The sequence below is a fragment of the Streptomyces lacaronensis genome (assembly GCF_047337785.1).
Lineage (GTDB): Bacteria > Actinomycetota > Actinomycetes > Streptomycetales > Streptomycetaceae > Streptomyces > Streptomyces lycopersici.
Genome location: NZ_JBLHDK010000003.1, coordinates 3,245,060 through 3,268,672, shown reverse-complemented (window position 1 = coordinate 3,268,672; position 23,613 = coordinate 3,245,060). Strand labels below are relative to the sequence as shown.

At 72.6% G+C, this 23,613-nt stretch carries 20 protein-coding genes; 11 read left to right on the top strand and 9 right to left on the bottom strand.

Annotation, left to right across the window (positions count from 1 at the left end):
- Positions 1 to 226 precede the first annotated feature (226 nt).
- From ACMTAK_RS13855 to ACMTAK_RS13815, 9 genes are all read left to right on the top strand, one after another.
- The gene (locus tag ACMTAK_RS13855; RefSeq protein ID WP_413806525.1) at positions 227 to 2,770 is read left to right on the top strand and encodes a SpoIIE family protein phosphatase; all 2,544 of its coding nucleotides are present in this window, start codon (positions 227 to 229) and stop codon (positions 2,768 to 2,770) included.
- Positions 2,767 to 3,486, top strand: a complete 720-nt coding sequence (locus ACMTAK_RS13850; RefSeq protein WP_413806524.1) for a class I SAM-dependent methyltransferase — start codon at positions 2,767 to 2,769, stop codon at positions 3,484 to 3,486. Before ACMTAK_RS13855 ends, ACMTAK_RS13850 begins: the two co-directional genes overlap by 4 nt.
- 106 nt (positions 3,487 to 3,592) lie before the next feature.
- Complete coding sequence (locus ACMTAK_RS13845) at positions 3,593 to 4,426, top strand: M55 family metallopeptidase (RefSeq protein ID WP_413806523.1); 834 nt, start codon at positions 3,593 to 3,595, stop codon at positions 4,424 to 4,426.
- Positions 4,419 to 5,759, top strand: a complete 1,341-nt coding sequence (locus ACMTAK_RS13840) for a M20/M25/M40 family metallo-hydrolase (protein WP_413806522.1) — start codon at positions 4,419 to 4,421, stop codon at positions 5,757 to 5,759. Before ACMTAK_RS13845 ends, ACMTAK_RS13840 begins: the two co-directional genes overlap by 8 nt.
- A 30-nt stretch (positions 5,760 to 5,789) precedes the next feature.
- Positions 5,790 to 7,835, top strand: a complete 2,046-nt coding sequence (locus ACMTAK_RS13835; protein ID WP_413812875.1) for a S9 family peptidase — start codon at positions 5,790 to 5,792, stop codon at positions 7,833 to 7,835.
- Positions 7,832 to 8,575, top strand: a complete 744-nt coding sequence (locus ACMTAK_RS13830; protein ID WP_413806521.1) for a 4'-phosphopantetheinyl transferase family protein — start codon at positions 7,832 to 7,834, stop codon at positions 8,573 to 8,575. Before ACMTAK_RS13835 ends, ACMTAK_RS13830 begins: the two co-directional genes overlap by 4 nt.
- Positions 8,568 to 9,122: a GNAT family N-acetyltransferase gene (locus tag ACMTAK_RS13825; RefSeq protein WP_020867638.1), complete on the top strand. Its 555-nt coding sequence runs from the start codon at positions 8,568 to 8,570 to the stop codon at positions 9,120 to 9,122. Before ACMTAK_RS13830 ends, ACMTAK_RS13825 begins: the two co-directional genes overlap by 8 nt.
- Positions 9,123 to 9,238: 116 nt before the next feature.
- On the top strand, positions 9,239 to 11,401 hold the full coding sequence (locus ACMTAK_RS13820) for a DUF5107 domain-containing protein (protein ID WP_413806520.1): 2,163 nt from the start codon (positions 9,239 to 9,241) through the stop codon (positions 11,399 to 11,401).
- Positions 11,402 to 11,901: 500 nt separating this feature from the next.
- Positions 11,902 to 12,345 carry a hypothetical protein gene (locus ACMTAK_RS13815; protein ID WP_413806519.1) on the top strand — a complete coding sequence of 148 codons (444 nt, stop codon included), beginning with the start codon at positions 11,902 to 11,904 and terminating at the stop codon, positions 12,343 to 12,345.
- Between the two features lie 32 nt (positions 12,346 to 12,377).
- Here the strand turns inward: ACMTAK_RS13815 and ACMTAK_RS13810 are convergent, their stop codons facing one another.
- The 5 genes from ACMTAK_RS13810 to ACMTAK_RS13790 form a co-directional block, all read right to left on the bottom strand.
- A complete protein-coding gene (locus ACMTAK_RS13810; RefSeq protein WP_037962492.1) occupies positions 12,378 to 12,728 on the bottom strand; it encodes a VOC family protein in 351 nt (116 codons plus the stop codon).
- Between the two features lie 23 nt (positions 12,729 to 12,751).
- The gene (locus ACMTAK_RS13805; RefSeq protein ID WP_413806518.1) at positions 12,752 to 13,561 is read right to left on the bottom strand and encodes a class I SAM-dependent methyltransferase; all 810 of its coding nucleotides are present in this window, start codon (positions 13,559 to 13,561) and stop codon (positions 12,752 to 12,754) included.
- A gap of 191 nt (positions 13,562 to 13,752) precedes the next feature.
- Positions 13,753 to 14,106, bottom strand: coding sequence for a CBS domain-containing protein (locus ACMTAK_RS13800; protein ID WP_413806517.1), 354 nt, complete (start codon positions 14,104 to 14,106; stop codon positions 13,753 to 13,755).
- Between the two features lie 150 nt (positions 14,107 to 14,256).
- Entirely contained in the window at positions 14,257 to 14,640 is a 384-nt protein-coding gene (locus ACMTAK_RS13795) for a DUF2795 domain-containing protein (RefSeq protein ID WP_413806516.1), read from the bottom strand.
- A 100-nt stretch (positions 14,641 to 14,740) separates the two neighbouring features.
- A complete protein-coding gene (locus ACMTAK_RS13790; RefSeq protein ID WP_413806515.1) occupies positions 14,741 to 15,910 on the bottom strand; it encodes a baeRF2 domain-containing protein in 1,170 nt (389 codons plus the stop codon).
- A 310-nt stretch (positions 15,911 to 16,220) separates the two neighbouring features.
- Here ACMTAK_RS13790 and ACMTAK_RS13785 point away from each other — a divergent pair, with 310 nt between their 5' ends.
- Together ACMTAK_RS13785 and ACMTAK_RS13780 are read left to right on the top strand one after the other, a co-directional pair.
- Positions 16,221 to 16,739, top strand: coding sequence for a phage holin family protein (locus tag ACMTAK_RS13785; protein ID WP_413806514.1), 519 nt, complete (start codon positions 16,221 to 16,223; stop codon positions 16,737 to 16,739).
- A 6-nt stretch (positions 16,740 to 16,745) separates the two neighbouring features.
- The gene (locus ACMTAK_RS13780) at positions 16,746 to 17,321 is read left to right on the top strand and encodes a TIGR03086 family metal-binding protein (RefSeq protein ID WP_413806513.1); all 576 of its coding nucleotides are present in this window, start codon (positions 16,746 to 16,748) and stop codon (positions 17,319 to 17,321) included.
- Between the two features lie 566 nt (positions 17,322 to 17,887).
- Here ACMTAK_RS13780 and ACMTAK_RS13775 read toward each other — a convergent pair.
- The 4 genes from ACMTAK_RS13775 to ACMTAK_RS13760 form a co-directional block, all read right to left on the bottom strand.
- On the bottom strand, positions 17,888 to 19,987 hold the full coding sequence (locus ACMTAK_RS13775) for a catalase (protein ID WP_413806512.1): 2,100 nt from the start codon (positions 19,985 to 19,987) through the stop codon (positions 17,888 to 17,890).
- Positions 19,984 to 20,538 (bottom strand): type 1 glutamine amidotransferase domain-containing protein, encoded by a 555-nt coding sequence (locus tag ACMTAK_RS13770; RefSeq protein WP_413806511.1) that lies wholly within the window; start codon positions 20,536 to 20,538, stop codon positions 19,984 to 19,986. The genes ACMTAK_RS13775 and ACMTAK_RS13770 overlap by 4 nt, the downstream gene beginning before the upstream one ends.
- Before the next feature lie 101 nt (positions 20,539 to 20,639).
- Positions 20,640 to 22,445, bottom strand: a complete 1,806-nt coding sequence (locus ACMTAK_RS13765) for a thiamine pyrophosphate-requiring protein (RefSeq protein WP_413806510.1) — start codon at positions 22,443 to 22,445, stop codon at positions 20,640 to 20,642.
- 47 nt (positions 22,446 to 22,492) lie between these two features.
- The gene (locus ACMTAK_RS13760; RefSeq protein WP_413806509.1) at positions 22,493 to 23,458 is read right to left on the bottom strand and encodes a TIGR03557 family F420-dependent LLM class oxidoreductase; all 966 of its coding nucleotides are present in this window, start codon (positions 23,456 to 23,458) and stop codon (positions 22,493 to 22,495) included.
- Positions 23,459 to 23,613 lie beyond the last annotated feature (155 nt).

Below are 23,613 nucleotides of genomic sequence, written 5' to 3'. Positions count from 1 at the left end.
TCGCGGCGGCGATCGGCTCGTCGGTCCGTGGGGGTCCAGGGGCGTAGCCCCTGGTTACGGGAAGGGGCGGGGAGGGGAAAGATCCGCCGAGAGGCGTGCTGCGGCGACTCCCTCGCACGTACCCGCACATGACACCTATTCGGGTATTGCCTCCCGCAGTCGCCCGCAACAGCCGTACCGTGGGTAGCGCTGTCGCAGATCTTGCGTGCGAAGGAGTCTTCCGCCTATGGAGTACGGCACGTCGCGCTGCGACGACGGCCAGGGCGAGCCGCCCGTGGTGCCGGAGCAGCGCAGGGGTGTCCACGGGAGGATGCCGCTCGCGGTCGTCGTCATCGACGCCGAGGGGCGGGTCACGCACTGGAGTTCGGGGGCGCGCAGGCTCTTCGGCCCCACGCGGCACCAGGCCGTCGGCCGTACCGCCGTCGACCTGATGCCGGTCTCGGGGGCGTTACGCGGCGCCGAGGTGCGCACCGACGGGACGGGCAGTCCGGAGCTCGACGACTCGCGGCTCGGCACCGTGTACTACCCCACCGCGGGGCGGGCGCGTATGGCGGAGCCGGGCCATGGCCGGGTGGACGTCCTGTGGTGGGCGTATCCGCTGGTGGGCCCCGGGCCGGAGCGGCTGCTGGTGCTGGCGGCGGACGCCCAGGGGGTGGGCGGCGACGCGCTGGGGCGGGACGAGCGGATCGGGCCCGGATTCGCGCTGCACACCGAGTTCCCCGGTGCCGAGCGGCTGGCCGGCCGGCTGCCGGACATCCTGCCCAACATGGGCCCGGCCACGGCCGGCCGGATCGTCGCCCAGGTGCTGGAACTGGGCTATCCGGTACTGGAGATCAGCCACCACGAGCGCGTCCCGGTGACGCCGGACTGGGGGATGCCCCGCCACCGCGAGCGCCGCGAGCGCCGGGCACGTCAGGAGGCCGTACGCCGGAGCGCGATCGCGACGGACGGCGTACCGGATCGGGCGCACGCCCCCGAGCGTTCGCCGGACCCCGACGAGGTGGACCTGGAGTACGCGGCGGTCCGTGAGCGCCTGGAGTTCCTCAACGAGGTCAGCGGCCGCATCGGCACCTCGCTCGACCTCGCCCGTACCATCCGCGAGGTGACCAGCGCCGCCGTCCCGCGCTTCGCGGACTTCGCCGGGACCCATCTGCGCGCCCAGGTCCTGGCGGGCGAGGGGTTCCCCGACGGCCCGCCCGACGTCACCACCGTCTGGCACCGCGTCTGGGTCGAGCACAACGACGAACCGGGCCGCTGGGACGACACCGTGCCGGTCGGGGAGAGCATCGCGTTCCCCGAGCACACCCCGTTCTTCCAGTGCATGGTCACGGGCGAGCCGGTGCTGATCCCGCACATCAGCGACGAGGTGGGCGACCGGATAGCCGGGCAGTTCGAGAAGCGCGACCTCAGGCCCCTGATCAACGGCCGGTCGATCCTGATCGTGCCGCTCAAGGCGCGCGATGTGGTGCTGGGCTTCATGGTGCTGCTGCGGCGCCCGGAGCGGGAGCCGTTCGACGACATGGACCGTACGACCGGCGCCGAACTGGCCGCCCGCGCCGGGCTCGTGCTCGACAACGCCCGGATGTACACCTACCAGGAGAACGTCGCCGAGACGCTCCAGGACAGCATGCTGCCCCAGGTGACGCCGCGCATGGCGGGCTGCGACACCGCCACCCGCTATCTGCCCGGGACCCGGCTGGGCCGGGTCGGCGGGGACTGGTTCGACACCATCAAGCTGCCGGGGTCGCGCACCGCGCTGGTGGTCGGCGACGTCATGGGGCACGGGCTCACCTCGGCGGCGATGATGGGGCAGTTGCGCACCGCCGTGCAGACCATGGCCGCGCTCGACCTGCCGCCCGCACAGCTGCTGCGCAACCTCGACGATCTGGCCCAGCGGCTCGGCGAGCACTATCTGGCCACCTGTCTGTACGCGGTCTACGACCCCGTCGGTTCCGAGCTGGTGGTCTCCAACGCGGGCCATATCCCGCCCGTGCTGGTGCGGGCCCAGGACGGCCGCAGCGAGCTGTTGGACCTGCCCACCGGGGCGCCGATCGGCGTGGGCGGGGTGCCCTTCGAGACGGTGACGGTGCGGGTGACGCCCGGCGATCGGCTGGTGCTGTGCACGGACGGCCTGGTCGAGGTGCGGGGCCAGGACATCGGCGCCGGAATCGCCGCGCTGTGCGAGTCCGCGGCGCATCCGGCGGCGTCCATGGACGACGCGTGCGACACCATCATCCGGGCGCTGGCCGCCGCGTCCCGCGACACGGACGGCCGTGGCGGCCGTAAGGACGACGTGGCGCTGCTGATGGCCCGGCTGAACGGTGTACCGGCCGAGGATGTCGCCCAGTGGCGGCTCGCGCTGGACCCCAGCGAGGTCGGGCGGGCCCGCCGGCTCGTCCGCGAGCGGCTGCTCCGGTGGGGGCTGCCGGACTCCGTGGAGACCGCCGAGCTCCTGGTGAGCGAGGCGGTGACCAATGCGATACGGCATGCCCACACCCACCATGTGCGGCTGCGCCTGGTGCGCACCGACGCCCTGCTGTGCGAGGTCACCGACGACGACCACGAACTGCCGGCGCTGCTGAGCGCGGATCGCGACGACGAGAGCGGGCGCGGGCTGCGGGTGATCAGCAAACTGGCGCGCGAGTGGGGGGCGAGCCGCACGGGGCGCGGTAAAACGGTGTGGTTCGAGCAGGCGTTGGCACATCCGGCCGAGCAGGCGTTGGCACATCCGGCTGATCAGGCGTTGGTACACCCAGGGGAGCGGCGATGAGTGTCTCGGAGCGCTACCGGCAGGCGTGGGAGAGCTACTGGCGGGAGACCTCGGACGCCCCGGGGGACGCCATCTGGGACGCGGACCCCTCGATGAGCGCCGCCCCGCATCTGGACCTGCTCGCCCCGCATGCCGACACCTCGCTGCCGATCGTCGACCTGGGCTGTGGCAACGGTACCCAGACCCGCTATCTGGCCGCCCGCTTCGGGCGGGCGCTGGGCGTCGACCTGTCCCAGGCCGCGGTGGAGCACGCACGGCGCGCCGACCCGGCGGGCGCGGCGGAGTACCGGCGGCTGAGCCTGACGGACGCGGCCGCGGTGGCGGACCTGGCCCGGCGGCTCGGCGACGCCAATGTGTACATGCGGGCCGTCATCCACCAGAGCGACGCCGTCGACCGGCGTCCGGTCGCGGAGGCGGTGGCCACGCTGCTGGGGCGGCGCGGGCGGGGGTTCGTCGTGGAGCTGACGGCCCGGTCCAAGGCCGTGTTGGGAGAGCTGGCGGCGAGCCCGGGCGGTCCGCCGCCGAAGCTGCGCCGGGTCTTCGACCACGGGCTGCGGCCGGCCGACGCGGCGGACAAGGAGGTTCCGGAGGTGCTGGCGGAGGCCGGGCTGGAGATCCTGGCCGACGGTCCGACGGCGCTGGCCCAAACGGAGCAGTGGCCGGACGGCTCCCGGGTCGAGCTGCCGGCCCGCTGGTTCGTGGTCTCGCGGGCGTAGTCCGATGTGGCGGGCGGACCCCGTGCGCCGCAGGCGGGAACAGTGGACTGGACCAGTTATCCACAGGGGTGGTTCGGGTCGGGCGCGGCGCGTAACGTGACGAGGCATGAAGATCCTCATCAGCGCCGACATGGAGGGCGCCACCGGCGTGACCTGGCCGGCTGACGTGCTGCCCGGCACCCCGCAGTGGGAGCGCTGCCGCCGTCTGTTCACCTCCGATGTGAGCGCGGCCGTCGCCGGGTTCCTCGACGGCGGTGCGGACGAGGTGCTCATCAACGAGGCGCATTGGAGCATGCGCAATCTGCTGCTGGAGGAGCTGGACGACCGCGCGCAGATGCTCACCGGGCGGCACAAGACCCTGAGCATGGTCGAGGGCGTGCAGCACGGTGATGTGGACGGGGTGGCGTTCGTCGGCTATCACACCGGCGCGGGCACCGAGGGCGTCCTCGCCCACACCTACCTGGCCAACTCCATCACCGGAGTATGGGTGAACGGCGCGCGGGCGAGCGAAGGCCGGCTCAACGCACTGGTGGTCGCCGAGTACGGGGTGCCGGTGGTGCTGGTCACCGGGGACGACAAGACCTGCGAGGACGCCAAGGACTATGTGCCCGGCGCCCGAAGCGTCGCGGTCAAGGACTATGTCTCGCGCTATGCGGCGGTGTGCCGCACCCCCGCCCGCACGGCCGCGGACATCCGGGAGGCCGCGCGGGAGGCGGCGGTGCTGGCGGTGCGCCATGAGCCCGCCCGCGGCGGGCCGTTCACGCTGGAGCTGGAATTCGACGCCGAGCATCTGGTGGGGGCGGCGAGCGTCGTACCGGGCGTGGAGCACAGCGGCGAGCGGCGCGTCGCGTACACCTCACCGACCATGTACGAGGGGATCCGCTGCTTCAAGGCCGTCACGACGGTCGTCTCGGCCGCGGTGGAGGAGCAATATGGCTGACGCGGACCGTGCCGAGGCGATCGACGCCCAGGCGTTGGAGGAGGTGGTGCGGTTCACCTCCGATCTGATCAGGATCGACACCACCAACCGCGGCGGCGGTGACTGTTCGGAGCGCCCGGCCGCCGAGTATGTGGCGGAGATGCTCGGCGATGTGGAGATCGAGCCCACCCTGCTGGAGCGGTCGCCGGGGCGCACCAATGTCGTCGCCCGGATCGAGGGCACCGATCCGTCCGCGCCCGCGCTGCTGGTCCACGGCCATCTGGACGTGGTCCCGGCCGAGCCCGCCGACTGGACCGTGCACCCCTTCTCCGGGGAGGTGCGCGACGGGGTCGTCTGGGGCCGGGGCGCCATCGACATGAAGGACATGGACGCGATGGTGCTCGCCGTCGTCCGGGCCTGGGCGCGGACGGGTGTGCGGCCGCGCCGGGACATCGTGCTGGCCTTCACCGCCGACGAGGAGGACAGCGCCGCCTGGGGCGCCGGCTTCCTCGCCGACCGTCACGCCGAGCTCTTCGAGGGCTGCACCGAGGGCATCAGCGAGTCCGGAGCCTTCACCTTCCACGCCGGGTCCGGGATGCGGATCTACCCCATCGCGGCGGGGGAGCGCGGCACCGCCTGGCTGAAGCTCACCGCGCACGGCCGCGCCGGACACGGCTCCAAGGTCAACCGGGACAACGCGGTCAGCAGGCTGGCCGCCGCCGTCGCCCGCATCGGTGAGCACGGCTGGCCGGTCCGGCTGACGCCCACGGTGAAGTCCGCGCTCACCGAACTGGCCGCGCTCCAGGGCGTTCCGGCCGAGGTGGACGCCCCGGACTTCGACGTCGACGCCCTGCTCGCCAAACTGGGCCCCGCCGCCGCCCTGATCGAGCCCACCGTGCGCAACAGCGCCAACCCCACGGTGCTCGAGGCCGGTTACAAGGTCAATGTGATCCCGGGCAGCGCGACCGCCTATGTGGACGGGCGGATGCTGCCCGGCGGCGAGGAGGAGTTCCACGACACCCTCGACCTGCTCACCGGCCCGGATGTGGAGTGGGAGTTCCACCACCGGGAGCGCCCGCTGGAGGCGCCGATCGACACCCCCACGTACCGGGCGATGCGCGACGCCGTCGAGCACTTCGACCCGGGCGCCCGCGCCGTGCCGTACTGCATGTCGGGCGGCACCGACGCCAAGCAGTTCTCCCGGCTCGGCATCGCCGGATACGGCTTCTCGCCGCTGCGCCTGCCCGAGGGCTTCGACTATCAGGCGCTCTACCACGCCGTGGACGAGCGGGTGCCGGTGGAGGCCCTGCACTTCGGCGTCCGCGTGCTCGACCACTTCCTGCAGAGGGCGTGAGGAGACACGGTGCAGCAGCAGACGGCCGTCATGGCCCCTTACGGCGACTGGCCCTCCCCGGTCGACGCCGCGCTCGTCGCCTCCCACGACGGCCATCCGGAGTATGTGGGCACGGTCGGCGAGGAGGTGTGGTGGACCGCGCCGCGCCCCGGCGAGGGCGGCCGCCGCGCCCTGATCCGGCGGCGCACCGACGGCGCCGAGGTCCCGGTGCTGGCCCCGCCGTGGAATGTGCGCAGCAAGGTGATGGGGTACGGCGGAATGCCCTGGGCCGCGGTGGACCGCGCGAGCGGCGGCCCGCTGGTGGTCTTCGTCCACTTCGCCGACCAGCGGTTGTACGTCCATGAGCCGGACGCCCCGGCCGGGGCCGCGCCGCGCCCGCTGACCCCGCTGTCGGCGGTGGGGGAGGGGCTGCGCTGGGCCGACCCGGTGCTCCTTCCGGAGCGCGGCGAGGTGTGGTGTGTGCTGGAGGAGTTCACCGGCGTGGCGCCGACGGACGTGCGGCGGGTCATCGCCGCCGTACCGCTGGACGGTTCGGCCGCCGAGGACCGTGCGGCGGTGCGTGAGCTGACCGACGACCGCCATCGCTTCCTCACCGGGCCCCGGCTCTCGCCCGACGGCCGGCGGGCCGCCTGGATCGTCTGGGACCACCCCCGGATGCCCTGGGACGGCACGGAGGTGATGCTGGCCGACGTCGCGGAGAACGGCCCCTTCACCTGCGCCCGGGCGGTGCTGGGCGGGCCGGAGGAGTCGGTCGCCCAGGTCGAGTGGGCCGAGGACGGCGCGCTGCTCGTGGCCACCGACCGCACCGGCTGGTGGAATCTGCACCGTCTCCAGCCGCCGGAGGAGGCGTCCGGGGCGCGGGAACGGGCCATGGCCGGGCGGCCGGTGGAGCTGTGCCCCCGTGAGGAGGAGTTCGGCGGGCCGCTGTGGAAGCTCGGCCACCGCTGGTTCGCCCCGCTGGCCGGCGGTCTGGTCGCGGTGCTGCACGGCCGGGGCGCGGCGGCCCTCGGCATCCTCGACCCACGGACCGGCGAGCTGGCCGATGTCCCGGGCCCCTGGACCGAATGGGAGCCGACGCTGGCCGTCAACGGCACCCGCGTGGTCGGCGTCGCGGCCGGCCCGCGCAGCGGCCATGAGGTGGTGGAGCTGGATGTGTGCACCGGTCGCTCCCGGGTCATCGGCAGCGCCCACAGCGACCCCGTGGACCCCGCCTACTACCCCCGGCCGGAGGCCCGCACCTTCACCGGACCGGACGGCCGGGAGATCCACGCCCATCTCTTCCCACCGCACCATCCCGGCCACACCGCACCGGATGGTGAGCTTCCGCCGTATGTCATCTGGGCCCACGGCGGGCCCACCGGCCGTGCCCCGCTCGTGCTCGACCTGGAGATCGCCTACTTCACCTCGCGGGGCATCGGCGTCGCCGAGGTCAACTACGGGGGCTCCACGGGCTATGGCCGCGCCTACCGCGAGCGGCTGCGTGAGCAGTGGGGCGTGGTCGACGTCCAGGACTGCGCCGCCGTCGCCGGAGCGCTCGCCGACGAGGGCATCGCCGACCGGGCCCGGCTCGCGATCCGCGGCGGCAGCGCGGGTGGCTGGACGGCGGCAGCCTCCCTCACCGCCACGGATCTCTACGCGTGCGCCACCATCGGCTACCCCATTCTCGACCTGGTTTCCTGGGCCACCGGCGGCACCCATGACTTCGAGTCGCGCTACACCGAATCGCTGGTGGGCCCGCTCGATGAGGTGGCCCACCGCTACCGCGAGCGCTCCCCGCTGCACCGGGCCGACCGCGTCGGCTCGCCCTTCGTACTGCTCCAGGGGCTGGACGACACCATCTGCCCGCCCGAGCAGTGCGGGCGGTTCCTCGAGGCGGTCTCCGGGCGCGGCGTCCCGCACGCGTATCTCACCTTCGAGGGCGAGGGCCATGGCTTCCGCCGCGCCGATACGATGATCCGCGCCCTGGAGGCCGAATTGTCGCTGTACATCCAGACCTTCGGGCTGATCAGATCCGATGTGCCCACCCTGGAGCTGCTGAAGTCAGCGGTCCCGAACTCCACTGGAGGAGCGAGTTGACACCCCCACCGGCCCCGAGCATCGTCGGTCGTGATCCGCTGCCCACCGCCGTCGCCGATGCCTGGCCGCAGGGCGGCGGGCCCGAGACCTGGCTGCTCAGCGTCTCGCGGTACACCGCGGCCATGGACGCGGGCGCGCCCGGCGCGATCCTGGACGCCGAGGAGCGGGAGCGGGCCTCGAAGTTCCTGCGGGCGGAGGACCGCGAGCGCTATACGGCGGCCCATCTGGGGCTGCGGGAGCTGCTCGGCGCCTATCTGGGCACGGCTCCGGCCGATGTGCCGTTCACCCGCGAGGCATGCCCCGGCTGCGGCGGGCCGCACGGCCGCCCCGCCGTGTCCGGCACTCCGCTGCACTTCAATATGTCGCACGCCGGTGATCTGGTGTTCTTCGCCTTCGCGGGCTCCCCGGTCGGCGTGGACGTGGAGAAGCTCCAGCCCGCCTCGGTGGTGGAGCAGGTCTCCGAGAGCCTGCACCCCAAGGAGCGCGCCGAGCTGGACGCGCTGGCGCCCGCCGACCGGCCCGCCGCCTTCGCCCGCTGCTGGACCCGCAAGGAGGCCTATCTCAAGGGCCTGGGCACCGGCCTGTCCCGGGACCCGGCGGTCAACTATGTCGGCACCGGGCTCTCCGCCGTGCCGGTCGGCCCGTGGGCCATGACCGACATCCCCGTGGACGGGGTCATATCCGGGAGCTCCGGCTATGCGGCGGCCATGGCGCTGCTGACATCATTGCCGCATGCCTGACGTCCGGTATGTCGCCGAGGGAACCCGGGCCGCCATCCGCCACACCCGCCGCGAGGACGCCGCGGAATTCACCAGGCGCGCCCGGGAGAGCATGCCGTTCCACCGCCCCTGGCTCACCCTCCCCACCACCGAGCCGGCCTTTCAGCACTACATCGCCCAGCTGGAGCGCGAGGACCGCGAGGGCTTCCTGGTCCATGCCAGGGAGACCGGTGACATGGCCGGATTCATCAACATCAACAACATCGTGCGCGGCGCCTTCCAGTGCGGCTCGATCGGCTACGGCGCCTTTCCGCCGGCCGCCGGACAGGGCTATATGTCCGAGGGGCTCGGGCTCGTACTGCGCCATGCCTTCGGGCCGTTGGGGCTGCACCGCGTCGAGGTCAACATCCAGCCGGGCAACAAGGCGTCGATCGGGCTGGTGAAGCGCCATGGCTTCCGGCTGGAGGGGTTCTCCCCCGACTTCCTCTATATCGAGGGCGCCTGGCGCGACCATGAGCGCTGGGCCATGACCAGCGACATGCTGAACCAGCGGACCGACCCTGGCTGACGGGTCACCATGATCGGTCCGAAGCCGGTCTGTTCAGCGGCCCGTCCGCGTTGTTCCATGGTCACCGGACGGTCGCCGCACCGAGGTGACCCAAGGCAGTCGGAACGAGGCAGCCCGTGGCCACGAGTGTGCGACGTACCACCCTGACCCTTCCCGCCGCCCCCGTGGGGCCCGACAACCCCCTCCCCGCGCTGCGCCCCCTCGACGAGGTGCACCGCGTGGACGACCGCACCCGGGCCACCCTCCCCACCGACATGGCCCGTCAGGTCGCCTACGCACCACTGCGGTCGGTGCTGCCGGTGCGGCTGCGCGACGGCTACGGCCGCGACCGCGCCTCCGCCGCGCTCGACGCCATCGTCCTGGAGAACGGTCGGCTGCGGGCCACGGTGCTGCCCGGGCTCGGCGGCCGGGTCCACTCACTGGTCCACAAGCCGACCGGTCGTGAGCTGCTGTACCGGAACCCGGTGCTCCAGCCCGCCGACTTCGCCCTCAACGGCGCCTGGTTCTCCGGCGGGATCGAGTGGAACATCGGCGCCACCGGCCACACCACCCTCTCCTGCTCACCCCTGCACGCCGCCCGTGTCCCCGCCCCCGACGCCGCCGAAGGGGGCGCCATGGTGCGGCTGTGGGAGTGGGAGCGGCTGCGGGATCTGCCCTTCCAGGTGGACCTGTGGCTGCCCGCCGACTCCGCGTTCCTCTACGTGGGCGTCAGAATCCGCAACCCCCACCACCTCCCCGCCCCCGTCTACTGGTGGTCCAACATCGCCGTCCCCGAGGACGAGCACACCCGCGTCCTCGCCCCCGCCGACGCCGCCTGGCACTTCGGCTACGCCCGCACCCTCGGCAAGGTGCCGGTCCCGGAGTGGGACGGCGCCGACCGCACCTATCCGCTGCGCGGCGACTACCCCGCCGACTACTTCTACGAGGTGCCCGACGGCGCCCGCCGCTGGATCGCCTCGCTCGACGCCGACGGCGGCGGCCTCGTCCAGACCTCGACCGATCTGCTGCGCGGCCGCAAGCTCTTCGTCTGGGGCGCGGGCCCCGGCGGGCGGCGCTGGCAGCAGTGGCTGACCGAGCCCGGCACCGGCGGCTACGCCGAGATCCAGGCCGGGCTCGCCCGCACTCAGCTCGAGCACATCCCGCTGGAGGCGGGGGAGGAGTTCGCCTGGCTGGAGGCGTACGGCCCGCTGACCGCCGACCCGGCGGCCGTCCACGGCGCGGACTGGGCGGCCGCCCGCCGCGAGACCGAGACCCGGCTGGAGGCGGCGCTGCCGCGCGCCGCCGTCGACGCGGCCTACGCCGCCTGGCGCCCGTACGCCGACGCGGAACCGGCGGAGCGCCTCGCGACCGGCTCCGGCTGGGGCGCGCTGGAGATCGAGCGCGGCGGATTCCAGCTGCCGGGGACGCCGTTCGGCCCGGACACGCTGGGGGAGGAGCAGGAGCCGTGGCGCCGGTTGCTGCGCACCGGCGCCCTGCCCGACTGGGAGCCGGGCCCCTCCCGGGCCGACCCCGGCGCCTCCGTGGTCGCGCCCGCTTGGCGCGACCTCCTCGAAGCGGCGCCCTCGACCGCCGCCGCCGAGTACCACCTGGGCGTCGCCCAGTGGCACGCGGGCGACCGCGCCCAGGCCGAGCGCAGCTGGGAGCGGTCGCTGCGGTGCGCGGAGACGCCCTGGACGCTGCGCTGTCTGGCCGTCGCCGACACCGCGTCGGGCCATGCGGCGCGCGCGGCGGAACGGCTGCTGCGCGCCGTACGGCTTCTCCTCACCTCGGCCGCCGCCCCGGAGCCCGAGGCGTTCCCGGCGCCCGAAACGGCGGGAACGGGGCGGGGCGCGGCGCAGCGGGAGAGCGCTGGGCAGGGGGCGGCCGTCTCAGTGGCCGCGCCGCCCGTCGCCACCGACCCGCTCGCCCTGGAGACGGCCGAGGCTGCGCTCGGCCGGGAGGCGATCCTCGCGCTGCTCGCGGCCGACCGGGCCGACGACGCACGAGCGGTCCTCGACGCGCTGCGCCCCACCATCCGCGCCCGCGGCCGCTTCCGGCTGCTGCGCGCGCAGGTCCTGCTGGCCCAGGGCGACGCCCTGGCCGCCCGCGCCGTCTTCGACGAGGGCTTCGAGGTCTGCGATCTGCGCGAGGGCGACGAGGCGTTGAGCGACACCTGGTACGCGATCGTGGAACGGCTGGCGGCCGGCACCGAGGACCCACTCACCGAGGAGGCCCGCGCCCGGACCCACGCCGACCACCCCCTTCCCGCCCACTACGAATTCCGCATGCGCCCCGCCTAGCGGGCCTACGGCCCGCAGGTGGCATGCCCGGGTTGTGCGCACTCGGCGAGCGGCCCGACCGGGCCGCGCCCGCATGCGTCCCGCGCCCGGCGAGTGGTCTGGGCCGGCCCGTGCGACGGCCCAACCGGCGGGCGCCCGTATGGCGAGTGCTTGTCCCGCGCTCGTAGGCGGATCCGCGGAGGCGGGCCGATCCGGGGTGCGCTCGCAGGCGGTCTTGCGGAGGCGGCCCGGGTTGGGCCGCGCCCGCGGGTGGTCCGCACCGCCGCCCGCATCGCGTCCCGCCTGGCGTGCGGCCGCGCAGCGAGCCCGGGTCGCGCCCGTCGGCGGTCCGCGCTCCGCAGGGCGCTTCGCGGCCTGACCGGCCTGCGCCCGCGTGGCGGGCCCCGCGTCGTGGGCCATCGCGGGCCAGGGCGGGGCCGGACCCCGCATAGCGATGCCCCATGGCGGGCACCCGGGCACGGACGGCGGCATGGCGCAGCAGCGGAAAGGAGCCGCGTACCGTGAGGACACCGCATGATCCTGGGGCGGATCCGGAGGATGAGGGGATTCCCGATCTCCAGGACGGGACGCCCGAGCAGCAGCGGGCCGAGGATCCTGAAGCGTTGCCCGTGGCCGGGGACGAGCCGACGATCGCCGTGTACCGGGACACCACGAGTGCGGAGACGCGTGAGCGGGAGTCGCTCGACGAGCGGTTGACCGATGAGGAGCCGGAGGCGGGGGAGCCGGTCGGCACGGTGGCGGAACCGGCGGGGCTGCTGTACGACGAGCCGGATCCCGACGTCCCCCGTGAGCAGGACGTCTACTCCCAGGAGGGCTCGATCAGCGGGCTGTCCGCCGAGGAGGAGGCGGTCCGGATCAAGAGCGATGAGCTCCGGGATGTGGACGATCTCTACGAGGAGGTCGACGACGAGGAGGCCATCGTGGATCCGGGACCGCCCTCCTGACGGGTCTGCCGGACGGTGTGTTCACGGGCGGGTCACGCCGGGTTCCGGTCGACGTACTCGAAGATCGAGCCGTCGGGGTGGCGGGCCACCAGGGTACGGCCCACGGGGGCGGGCAGCGGACCGGCGACGATCTGCCCGCCGACCGCCGTGAGATCGGCGATCGCCTCGTCCACGTCCTTCACCGCGATCGTCGCCGTGATCTTGCGGAGAATCGACATCTCCGACTCCGGTCCGCTCATCAGGAAGAAGCAACCGACCGCCGCGACCGCGACGGGACCGCGCTGGAAGCGCACCGCCTCGGCTCCCGTCAGCTTCTCGTAGACGGCGATCGCCGAGTCCAGGTCGTCGACGCACACGCGGAGTGAAGTCCCCAGAATATCCATGCGGGCGAGCCTAGTTGAACTGCTCAGACGCGGCAGAGGATCTCACCGTGCAGGACGGCGAACCAACCGTCCGGGGCCCCGCCCCACGTCCGCCACGCCTCCGCGATCGACCGCAGCTCCTCCTCCGTGGCATGACCGCCGTCCACCGCGAGCCGGGCGTAGGAGGAGGCGACCGTGCGGTCCGCCCACAGACCGCTCCACCACGCCCGCTCCTCCTCGGTCGCGTAGCACCACGCCGTGGCGGTCGAGGTGATGTCGGTGAACCCCGCTTCCAGGGCCCAGGAGCGCAGCCTGCGACCGGCGTCCGGCTCACCGCCGTTGGCCCGTGCGACCCGGTGGTAGAGGTCCAGCCAGCCGTCCAGCCCGGGGACGGACGGGTACCAGGTCATGGTGGCGTAGTCGGAGTCGCGCACTGCCACGATGCCGCCCGGCGCACACACCCGTCGCATCTCGCGCAGCGCCCCCACCGGGTCGCCGACGTGCTGGAGCACCTGATGGGCGTGGACCACGCAGAACGAGTCGTCGGGGTGGTCCAGCGCGTGGACGTCGGCGACCGCGAAGGAGACGTTGGTCAGCCCGCGCTCGTCGGCCACCGCGCGGGCCCGCTCCAGGACGGCGCCCTCCGCGTCGACGCCCGTGACCCGCCCCTGGGGGACCAGCTCCGCCAGGTCCGCGGTGATGGTGCCGGGGCCGCAGCCGATGTCCAGGATCCGCATATGGGGCCGCAGATGGCCGGTGAGATACGCGGCCGAGTTGGCCGCGGTGCGCCAGGTGTGCGAGCGCAGCACCGACTCATGGTGGCCGTGGGTGTAGACGGCGGCGTCCTTCGGCATGGCGGAACTCCCCCTTCGGGACCGGTGAACGGGTGGCTCCACCGTAGAAGGCATCTCGCATCACGAGAAGAACTGTCTCAGTATGCGAACAGCCGGTGTGACGGCGAAGGGGCGGTGGGGAAACGGACCCCACCGCCCCTTCGGCGGAATGTGATGCGGGAATGGTGGTGCGGGAAAGGTGATGCGGGAAGTCAGGGCAGTGGCAGTCCCGTCACATCGCCCCGGCTGATCACGCCCAGCGCACGCCCCGCCTCGACCACCGGGAGCCGCCCCACCGCATGCCGCCGCATCAGCGCGGCCGCCTCGGCCACCTCCTCGTCCGGCCCGATCGTCACCGGGTCCGGGGTGCATACGGCATGGCAGGTGACGGCGAGGGGGTCGATCCCCTCGGCGACAGCACGGAGGGTGATGTCGCGGTCGGTGAGGACGCCGAGCACCTCCCCCTCGCTGGCGACCAGCACATCGCCGATGTCCTGTGCGCGCATCAGCTGAGCGGCTTCCACCAGCGAGGCGTCAGGGCGCACCCAGATCGCGGGCCGCGTCATGACCTCCCGCACGGGGCGCGTCGGGTCGCGAGGTGGGTCGTGGGACACCTGTCCACCTCCCCTTCCTGGGTGACGTGCTGCCCGCAGTACCCAGCCGGGGCGGGAGATATGCGCGACGGAACGCTCCGTCCGCAATCCCTGAGCGATCCCTTACGTGCTCGGGTGCAGCCCCAGCGCCGAGACCACCTCCTGCACCGTGTGGAACGTACGGTCCGGGGGCAGCTCCTCGGCCAGAGCTATCAGCCCGTCCGGTGCGTGCCGGTCCTCCAGGACGCGCAGCAGCCCCTCACGATCCGCCGGGAACGAGGTACGTCCCAGCCGGCGGGCGAACTCGAACCGCACAGTCTCGGCCTCACCGGTCGTCCCCCGCGCCGGGACAGGCCCCAGGGCGACGTCCGGGTCGTCGTCGGCGGCCGGCTCGGGGTCGTGCCACTCCTCGGCACGGGTCGGGTGCCCGGAGCGGATCAGCCCCTGGAGCTCATGCTTCATCTCGTCGTCCTTGTGGACGCTCAGCCGGTCGCTGCCTCGCTGCATGTCGGTCCCCTTCCTCAGCGGGTCCGCGAGTCTCCCGGATCGGTCATCTCCCGGGATATGTCAATTGGCTCCCGGGACGTCCAAATCCGCTCCGGGATGTTCAATCCGCGTCGCCCTCGTACGGCCAGCGCAGCAGTGCGCCGAGGCCGCCCACCGGGACGTCGTCGCCGTTCGGCTCCGCCCCGGCCGGTGCCACCATCAGCGCTTCGGCGCCGGTGGCCACGACCGAGCGGATCAGCGCGTCGTCGGCGCGGGCCGGGGACGGCTGGGTGTCGCCCAGGTACTGGACATCGGTGCGGCGCAATGCCAACTGGTCGGGCTCGGTGCCCACCCATACCTCGCGGTACAGATCGGGCCCGTCTGGGCGTATCAGCAACGAGCCTATGCGGTGTTCACGTGCCGCGTCGACCAGTGCCGGAACCCCCTCGGCGGCCTCCACGCGCCCGCTGGAGGGCGTCCGGCCGGCCCGGAACCGCTCCAGCGCCTCCGCACCGCGCTCATGGGCGTACCGGGCGCGCACCTCGTCCACCTCGTGGTCCAGCAGCCGGGCGGCGTGGCTGCCGGGCGGGGCGGAGCCGGCGGCGCGGCCGCCGCGCGAGGTCTCCACCGCGGCCGAGCGCAGTTCCTTGGGCAGCTGCTCGTGGACCGAGCGCCGCTCGCGCGGGTCCCCGACCAGCACCACCAGATCCGCGCCGGTCTCCTGCCGGCAGGCGCCCAGCTCATCGGCGATCAGGGCGGCGTTCCGCTCCCAGGTGTTCTCCGTCTTGAGCTGGAAGTGCCGCTCCGACCAGTCCGCGGTGGCGGTCCGGTGCACCGGCCACTGCCGCCCCTCCACCGAGCCGACCCGGTCGCCGCCGTGTGCGTCGCGCAGCTCGACGTCCGCGCCGGTGCGGTCGATGTACGCCACCAGGCAGGACGGGTCCTCGCCGGTCAGTTCCAGCAGCGGTCCCACATGTGGAAGCGCCGACCAGCACGGGGGCTCGCTCATCGCGGGCGGGGTCAGCAGTGGGGTGTCGAGAACCACCTCACCGGCCGTGGCGAAGACGGCCCACCCGGCCGGTCCCGCGCCGGGCGGCAGTGCGGCCAGCCTCTCGTACACCGCACGGCAGGTGGCCTCGTCGGCGCCCTGCCCTTCCAGCCGGCGGCTCGCCTCGCGGGCGGCGCGTTCCTGCTCCTCGGCCGCGGCCTCGTCGGGGTGCGTGGTGTCGAAATAGACGCTGGCCCACGGGCCCGGTCGGTCGTAGAGCGGTTGGAGATGTCCGAGTCGCATGTACTCCCTCCATATTTCGAGTCCCCCACGCGTACCCATGACGACGGCATCGACACGAGGTCGTCGGAACGATTGGGGCCGACGTTCGAAGCCGACGTTTGGGGCTCGTGGGGGAGGGGGACCCGTCATGCGGCCGAGCGGCCCGTAGGGAATGAGGAGCGGCGCCGGACGCGGGACATCAGGGGCCGGGTCCGGCGCCGTGCCCTGCCGAAACGCCCTGCGGAAGTGCCCGCGTACCCGTGGTCCGCTCGCGTTGACGAGGACTGTTGAGGACTGTTAACGGGGGTGGGGCACGGGTACCCGGCGGCGCATGACTGATAAATCGGCCTATCCGAAGGCGGGCATACCCTCGGCCGGGGACCTGGCGGAGCCGGTCGCACGAGCCGTCCGCGAAGAGGTCCGCCGGGAGCTGCGTGAGCAGTCCGGGCGGCGCGCGGTCCGCCTCTACGGGGGCGCGGCGGCGGTCGCGCTCTACGCGGGGGGTGCGCTGACGGCGTGCCTGGTGCTGCTGTTCGCGTTGGCGCTTCCGGGGTGGGCGGCGGCGCTGGTCGTTTTCGCGCTGTTGCTGGTGGTGGCGGGGTGGCTGAAGAACGCGGCGGGGCAGGAGGTGGGGCGACGGCCCGGTGCGCCTTCCGCGTCCTCGGCGCCCGGTACGCCCTCCGCCCCTTCGGGGTCCGTGGCCCCTCCCGGTCCTTCTGGCGGTCCTGCCGGGCCCGCCGGTGGCCCCGGTGGTCCTGGCCCCGGTGCTCCTGGCGGGCCTGCCGCGCCTCCGACGCCCCCGGGGCCCGGTGCGCCTCCTCAGCCCCCTCATCCTCCTCACACGGGGTGATCGCCCATGGCGGAGAATCCGCTGCTGACCAGACACGGCGAGGCGCTGGACCTCTTCACCGAACGGGTGCACGCGATCCGGCCCGATCAGTGGGACGACCCGACGCCCTGCACCGAGTGGACCGTACGTGACCTCGTGAACCATCTCGCGGTCGAGCAGATGTGGGTGCCGCCGCTGGTTCGGGAGGGGGCGAGCGCCGGCGACCAGAGCGATGCGCTGGAGGGCGATCTGCTCGGTGACGACCCCGTCGCCACGTGGGACGCGGTGGCGGCCGCGGCGCGGGATGCCTTCCGCGAGCCGGGGGCGCTCGACCGGATGGTCGACCTCTCGTACGGGGAGAGCCCCGCGACGCATTACTGCGCGCAGATGACGGCTGACGCGGCGGTGCACGCGTGGGATCTGGCCCGGGCCATTGGGGCGGATGAGCGCATTCCTAAGCCGCTGGTGGATTTCTCGGTGCGGGAGGTCGCGCCGTACGCGGCGGATTTGGAGGAGAGCGGGCTGTTTGCGGCGCCGGTTGAGCCTCCGGCGGGGGCGGATGCGCAGGCGCGGCTTCTGGCCCTGCTGGGGCGCGAGCCGTAGGGGTCAGTCCCCCACCCCGCCCCTTCCCGAAAGAGGAGGCTCCGCCCCCTCACCCCCGCCGGGGCTCCGCCCCGGACCCCGCTCCTCAAACGCCGGAGGGGCTCAATTGGGCGCTCCCCGCCCCAAGCTGCCCAGGGGTCGACCCGTGTCGACGCGCCGACGTGGCCCCGAGCCGAATGTGCTGTCACGAGGACAGGTCCCGAAGCCGGAGCGGCCACTACGCGGACGGGGCCGAGCGAGCGAACGTGACCGGGGCCCGAGTGTGCCCAGGCGGCGGGCGGGCCCCGGCGGGATCCTGCCCCCACGCCCAGGCGCAAGCGCCCGCACCCATACGCGCCAACGGGCCCGCGCCCACACGCGCCGACGACGGGCCCGCACCCACACGCGCCAACGACGCGCCCGCATCCACACGCGCCAACGGCGAGCCCGCATCCACACGCGCCAATGACGCGCCCGCACAACGGGCCCGCGCCCACAGGAGCCAACGCAACGAGTGGGGGGTGTGCGCGGAGGCGGACTCCGTGCACACCCCCACCCGCATATCGGCCCACCGCGCCCCGCGGAATTCAGCAGCGGATCCGGGGCCGGTCCCAGTGGCGGTGGGCGGCTATGGCTTCGGTGAAGGCTTGGGTGAATTCCTCGCTCGCCGTGCCCGTCGTGGCGTCCGTGACGACGCCACGGTCGGTGCAGACGTGGCCGTGGCCGGAGGCGATGTGGAGGCCCTCCGGGTCGAGGGAGGAGAGGATGCCGACGCCGGAGCCCAGGGCCGCGATGGGTTTGCCGTGGCGGTAGGCGTCGCGGACGAAGCGCATGGCCTCGCTGTCGGAGGCCAGGCCGGGGGTGCCGGTGGGGCCGCCGGGGAGGAGGACGGCGTCGTAGAGGACGGAGGCGACCGTGGGGAGGGCGCGGTCCACCGCGTAGCCGTTGCCGTCGGCGCCGAGGACCTTGCCGTCGTGCGGGGCCAGGGCCTCGACGATGGCGCCCTGGGCGGTGAGGGCTTCTTGGGCCTGGGTGAGCTGGCCGGTGTCCACGCCGTCCATGACCAGTACCGCGATCTGGCGGGTGCGGATCGAGCCGTCGCCCTGGAGGTTCTCGAAGCTCAGCGCGGGCGAGGCCTGCGGCTTGTGGTTGTTGGCGCCGGGTTCCGGCAGCGCCACGCCGATGCCCTGGGCCACCTGCGAGGCCAGGTCGTAGTCGACCTGGGCCAGCTGCTCGACCGTGCGCTCCCGCACATGCACCGCGCCGACCTTGCCCAGCTCGAAGCGGAAGGCGTCGACGATATGGCGCCGCTCCCAGTCGCTCATGCTGTTCCAGAACAGCGCGGCCTGGCTGTAGAAGTCCTTGAAGGACTCGCTCCGCTTGCGGATCTTATGGCCCTCGACCCGCTCCGCGTAGTGGGAGAAGGCATAGCCGTCCGCCCCCGCGAGGGCCGGGCAGCCGCCGCCGAGGGAGTTGGGGGAGTAGTTGGTGCCGCGGTGGATCGCGGTCTGGTGGTAGCCGTCCCGCTGGTTGGTCCGGGCGGGGGCGACCGGCTGGTTGACCGGGAGCTGCGAGAAGTTGGGCCCGCCCAGCCGGATCAGCTGGGTGTCCAGATACGAGAAGTTGCGGGCCTGGAGCAGCGGGTCATTGGTGAAGTCGATGCCGGGAACCACGTTCGCGGTGTGGAAGGCCACCTGCTCGGTCTCCGCGAAGAAGTTGTCCGGGTTGCGGTTCAGGACCATATGGCCGATCGGCCGCACCGGCACCTGCTCCTCCGGAATGATCTTCGTGGCGTCGAGCAGATCGACCTCGAAGTTGAACTCGTCCTCCTCCGGGATCAGCTGCACCCCCAGCTCGTACTCGGGGTACTGACCCGCCTCGATCGCCTCCCACAGATCGCGCCGGTTGAAGTCCGGGTCACGGCCCTGGCACTCCTGCGCCTCGTCCCACACCAGCGAGTGGACGCCCAGCTTCGGCTTCCAGTGGAACTTCACAAAGGTGCCGCGGCCCTGGGCGTCCACGAAGCGGAAGGTGTGCACCCCGAAGCCCTGCATCATCCGGTAGCTGCGCGGAATCGCCCGGTCCGACATCAGCCACATCATCATGTGCATGGTCTCGGGCTGGAGCGAGACGAAGTCCCACAGGGTGTCATGGGCGGAGGCGCCGGTCGGGATGTCGTTCTGCGGCTCCGGCTTGAGCGCGTGCACGAAGTCGGGGAACTTGATCCCGTCCTGGATGAAGAAGACCGGCATGTTGTTGCCGACCAGGTCGTAGTTGCCCTCCGAGGTGTAGAACTTCGTCGCGAAGCCCCGTACGTCCCGAACCGTGTCCGCCGAGCCCCGGGGCCCCTGCACGGTGGAGAACCGCACAAAGACCGGGGTGCGCACGGACGGATCCTGGAGGAAGGCGGCGCGGGTGAACTCCGCGCAGGACTCGTACGGCTCGAAATAGCCGTACGCGCCCGCGCCCCGCGCGTGCACCACCCGCTCCGGGATGCGCTCATGGTCGAAATGGGTCAGCTTCTCGCGGAAGTGGAAGTCCTCCATCAGGGTCGGGCCGCGCTCGCCCACGGTGAGGGCGTCATCGGTGTGGTCGACGGCCACGCCCTGGTCGGTGGTCAGCGGCCCTTCGGCGGGGTCGGGCGCGCGATACATATCGCGCTGCCGCTCCTTGCGGTCCTCCGTCATCGTGCCGATCCCTTCGTCGTCTTCGCGAACTCCTCCAGGAACGCCTCGCAGAACGCCTTGAGGTCATCCGGCTTACGGCTGGTGATCAGGGCGTTGGGGCCGCCGGTGCAGACCTTGACCTGCTCGTCCACCCAGGTACCGCCGGCGTTGGTGATGTCGGTGCGCAGACTCGGCCAGGAGGTCAGGGTGCGGCCGCGTACGACATCGGCCTCCACCAGCGTCCAGGGGGCGTGGCAGATCGCGGCCACCGGCTTGCCCGCGTCGAAGAAGCCCTTGGCGAAGGCGACGGCCGCCTCGTCCAGGCGCAGGAAGTCGGGGTTGGCCACCCCGCCGGGCAGCACCAGGGCGTCGTACTCCTGGACCGTCGCGTCCTTCACGACCTGGTCGACCTCGAAGGTGTCCGCCTTGTCGAGATGGTTGAACGCCTGGATACGGCCGGGCTTGGTGGACACCAGACGGGAGGTGCCCCCGGCGTCCCGGACCGCCTGCCAGGGGTCGGTCAGCTCGACCTGTTCCACACCTTCCGGGGCGACGAGAAAGGCGACCTTCATTGCTGCTCACGTCCTTCCGGTCTCTTCCGGTCCTGGTATCCATCCGTCCGGTGCGGCGGGTAGCCAGCGCGGACGGGGTCGAAACGGGAACGTCGGGTGCATCAGGCGTCGTCCGACGTCTTCTTCCGGTGCGGCAGGAACTCCTGCACCTTCGACTTCAGGCCCTGGCGGACCATGCCCGCCCGGTCCGTGTCGCCCTTGATGATCGACTCGGCCGTGGCCTCCATCTGCTCCCGGGTGGCATGCGGCGGGATCGGGGGGACGTCCGGGTCGGTGAGGAACTCCACGACCGCCGGGCCGTCCGCGCTCAGCGCCTCGCGCCAGGCCCGCTCGACCTGCTCGGGCTTCTCCACCCGGATGCCGGTCATGCCGAGCGATTCGGCGAACCGCGCGTAGGAGACGTCGGGGATCGCCTGCGAGGGCAGGAACTGCGGTGCCCCGCCCATGGCGCGCATCTCCCAGGTGACCTGGTTGAGGTCCTGGTTGTTCCAGATGGCGATCACCAGCCGGGGGTCCTCCCACAGCTGGCGGTACTTGGCCACGGTGATCAGCTCCGCCAGGCCGTTCATCTGCATCGCGCCGTCCCCGACCAGCGCCACCGCCGGCCGGTCCGGACGGGCGAACTTGGCGCCGATCGCATACGGCACCCCGCAGCCCATCGTGGCCAGCGTGCCCGACAGCGAGCCGCGCATCTCGCCGCGCATCCGCAGGTGGCGGGCGTACCAGTTGGCCACGGAGCCGGAGTCGCAGGTGACGATGGCGTCGGAGGGCAGCAGCGGGTCCAGGCAGTGGGCCACGTACTCGGGGTTGATCGGGTCCGCGGACACCTCCGCGCGGGAGCTCATCACCGCGCGCCAGCGCCGTACGCCCGCGACGATCTCCTCCTGCCAGTCCCGCGCCTCCTTGCGCTCCAGCAGCGGCAGCAGCCGCAGCAGGGTCTCGCGTGCGTCGCCGACCAGATTGACCTCGTACGGATAGCGCATTCCGATCATGTGCGGATCGAGATCGATCTGGACCCCGCGCGCCTTGCCGAAATCCGGCAGGAACTGGCTGTACGGAAAGCTGGAGCCGATGGTCAGCAGGGTGTCGCAGTCCCGCATCAGCTCGTACGAGGGCCGGGTGCCCAGCAGCCCGGTGGACCCGGTGACATAGGGCAGTTCATCGCTGAGCACATCCAGGCCGAGCAGCGCCTTGGCGACCCCGGCGCCGAGGGTCTCGGCGGCCTGCTGGACCTCCTTGCGCGCCCCGGCCGCGCCCTGTCCGGCCAGGATCGCCACCCGCTCGCCCGCGTTCAGCACCTCCGCGGCCCGCTCCACCGCGCTGCCCGAGGGCACCGCGGACCAGCCGCTGCGGTCCAGGCTGGAGGGCACCATCTTGAACTCATGGGTGGGCGCGGAGTAGTCGAGGTCCTGCACATCCGCCGGGATGATCACGGCGGTGGGGGCACGGCGGGCGTAGGCGGTGCGGATGGCCCGGTCCAGGACGTTGGGCAGCTGCTCGGGGACGGTGACCGTCTCCAGGTAGTCGGAGGCCACGTCCTTGAAGAGGCTGTGCAGATCCACCTCCTGCTGGTACGAGCCGCCCATCGCGCTGCGGTGGGTCTGGCCGACCAGGGCCACCACCGGGACGTGGTCCATCTTGGCGTCGTACAGCCCGTTCAGCAGGTGGATCGCGCCGGGGCCCGAGGTCGCCGCGCAGACCCCGAGGCGGCCGCTGAACTTGGCGTAGCCGACGGCCTGGAACGCGGCCATCTCCTCGTGCCGGGCCTGGACGAACCGGGGCTCGTTCTCGGCCCGCCCCCATGCGGCGAGCAGGCCGTTGATTCCGTCCCCCGGGTAGCCGAACACATGCTCGACCCCCCACTCCGATAGTCGGGCGAGGATATAGTCGGCCACTTTCATGGTCATGGTGGGTCATCGCTCCTCTCGGCGATCGCTCTGCCCGGCGATCGCTGTCAACCGGCCACCTGCGGCAGCACCTTGGTGCGGTAGAAGTCGAAGAAGCCGCGCTGGTCGGGGCCGATCTGATTGACGTAGACGGTGTCGAACCCGGCCTCCGCGTACGCGCTCAGCGCGGCCACATGCGCCTCCGCGTCATCCCCGCAGACCACTTCCTCGGCGATTCGCTCGGGGGTGACGAGCTGGGCGGCCTGCTCGAACTGGCCCGGGGTGGTCAGCGTCGACAGCACCTCGCCGGGCAGCCCCTCGGTCGGCCACAGCCGGTGGGCGGTGCGCAGGGCCTCGTCGGGATCGGGGCCGTAAGCCACCTTCAGGCCGCCGCGGGCCGGTTTGCTGTTGCCCCCGGCGCCGCTGCCGCGCCGGAACCGCGCCACCAGCTCCGCGTCCGGGGTCATGGTGATGAAGCCGTCGCCGACCCGTCCGGCCAGCGCGGCGGCGGCCGATCCGAAGGCCGCGATGTCGATGGGCACCGGCTCCTCGGGCACGGTGTACAGCCGGGCGTTCTCCACCGTGTAGTGCTTGCCGTGATGGGTGACGCGGCGCCCCTCGAACAGCTGGCGCATCACCATCACGGCCTCCTCCAGCATCTCCAGCCGGATCGGCGCGGGCGGCCAGCGGTCGCCCAGGACATGCTCGTTCAGCGCCTCGCCGCTGCCCACGCCCAGCCGGAAGCGGCCCTCCAGCAGCACCGCGCTGGTCGCTGCGGCCTGGGCCACGATGGCCGGGTGGATGCGGACGGTGGGGCAGGTCACCGCGGTCTGCACGGGCAGGCTGGTGGCCTGCGCGAGGGCGCCGATCACCGACCAGACGAAGGAGCTCTGGCCCTGGGCGTCGTTCCAGGGGTGGTAGTGGTCCGAGATCCACAAATGGCTGAAACCGGCCTGCTCCGCCATCCGGGCCTGCTCGACCAGGTCCGCGGGCCCGTGTTCTTCCGCGGCCAGGAAATAGCCGTACTCGGTCATGGGGCCTCCTCGAGCGCGGATTCCGGCAGATGCGACGGGTAACCGGCGCTCGGGGAGGGAAACCTCGTTTGATCCGGCCCGGGACGGGCACGCGACTCAAGTGCTTCGGACCGGAGGCACGCCACGGGAGCGGCCCGACCGCCAGAGGTGTGACC

Bases quoted from the DNA above. Each gene is read 5' to 3' on its own strand.
- ACMTAK_RS13855 (WP_413806525.1), top strand. From the start codon at position 227: ATGGAGTACGGCACGTCGCGCTGCGACGACGGCCAGGGCGAGCCGCCC.
- ACMTAK_RS13850 (WP_413806524.1), top strand. From the start codon at position 2,767: ATGAGTGTCTCGGAGCGCTACCGGCAGGCGTGGGAGAGCTACTGGCGG.
- ACMTAK_RS13845 (WP_413806523.1), top strand. From the start codon at position 3,593: ATGAAGATCCTCATCAGCGCCGACATGGAGGGCGCCACCGGCGTGACC.
- ACMTAK_RS13840 (WP_413806522.1), top strand. From the start codon at position 4,419: ATGGCTGACGCGGACCGTGCCGAGGCGATCGACGCCCAGGCGTTGGAG.
- ACMTAK_RS13835 (WP_413812875.1), top strand. From the start codon at position 5,790: ATGGCCCCTTACGGCGACTGGCCCTCCCCGGTCGACGCCGCGCTCGTC.
- ACMTAK_RS13825 (WP_020867638.1), top strand. From the start codon at position 8,568: ATGCCTGACGTCCGGTATGTCGCCGAGGGAACCCGGGCCGCCATCCGC.
- ACMTAK_RS13810 (WP_037962492.1), bottom strand. From the start codon at position 12,728: ATGGATATTCTGGGGACTTCACTCCGCGTGTGCGTCGACGACCTGGAC.
- ACMTAK_RS13805 (WP_413806518.1), bottom strand. From the start codon at position 13,561: ATGCCGAAGGACGCCGCCGTCTACACCCACGGCCACCATGAGTCGGTG.
- ACMTAK_RS13800 (WP_413806517.1), bottom strand. From the start codon at position 14,106: ATGACGCGGCCCGCGATCTGGGTGCGCCCTGACGCCTCGCTGGTGGAA.
- ACMTAK_RS13795 (WP_413806516.1), bottom strand. From the start codon at position 14,640: ATGCAGCGAGGCAGCGACCGGCTGAGCGTCCACAAGGACGACGAGATG.
- ACMTAK_RS13790 (WP_413806515.1), bottom strand. From the start codon at position 15,910: ATGCGACTCGGACATCTCCAACCGCTCTACGACCGACCGGGCCCGTGG.
- ACMTAK_RS13785 (WP_413806514.1), top strand. From the start codon at position 16,221: ATGACTGATAAATCGGCCTATCCGAAGGCGGGCATACCCTCGGCCGGG.
- ACMTAK_RS13780 (WP_413806513.1), top strand. From the start codon at position 16,746: ATGGCGGAGAATCCGCTGCTGACCAGACACGGCGAGGCGCTGGACCTC.
- ACMTAK_RS13775 (WP_413806512.1), bottom strand. From the start codon at position 19,987: ATGACGGAGGACCGCAAGGAGCGGCAGCGCGATATGTATCGCGCGCCC.
- ACMTAK_RS13770 (WP_413806511.1), bottom strand. From the start codon at position 20,538: ATGAAGGTCGCCTTTCTCGTCGCCCCGGAAGGTGTGGAACAGGTCGAG.
- ACMTAK_RS13765 (WP_413806510.1), bottom strand. From the start codon at position 22,445: ATGACCATGAAAGTGGCCGACTATATCCTCGCCCGACTATCGGAGTGG.
- ACMTAK_RS13760 (WP_413806509.1), bottom strand. From the start codon at position 23,458: ATGACCGAGTACGGCTATTTCCTGGCCGCGGAAGAACACGGGCCCGCG.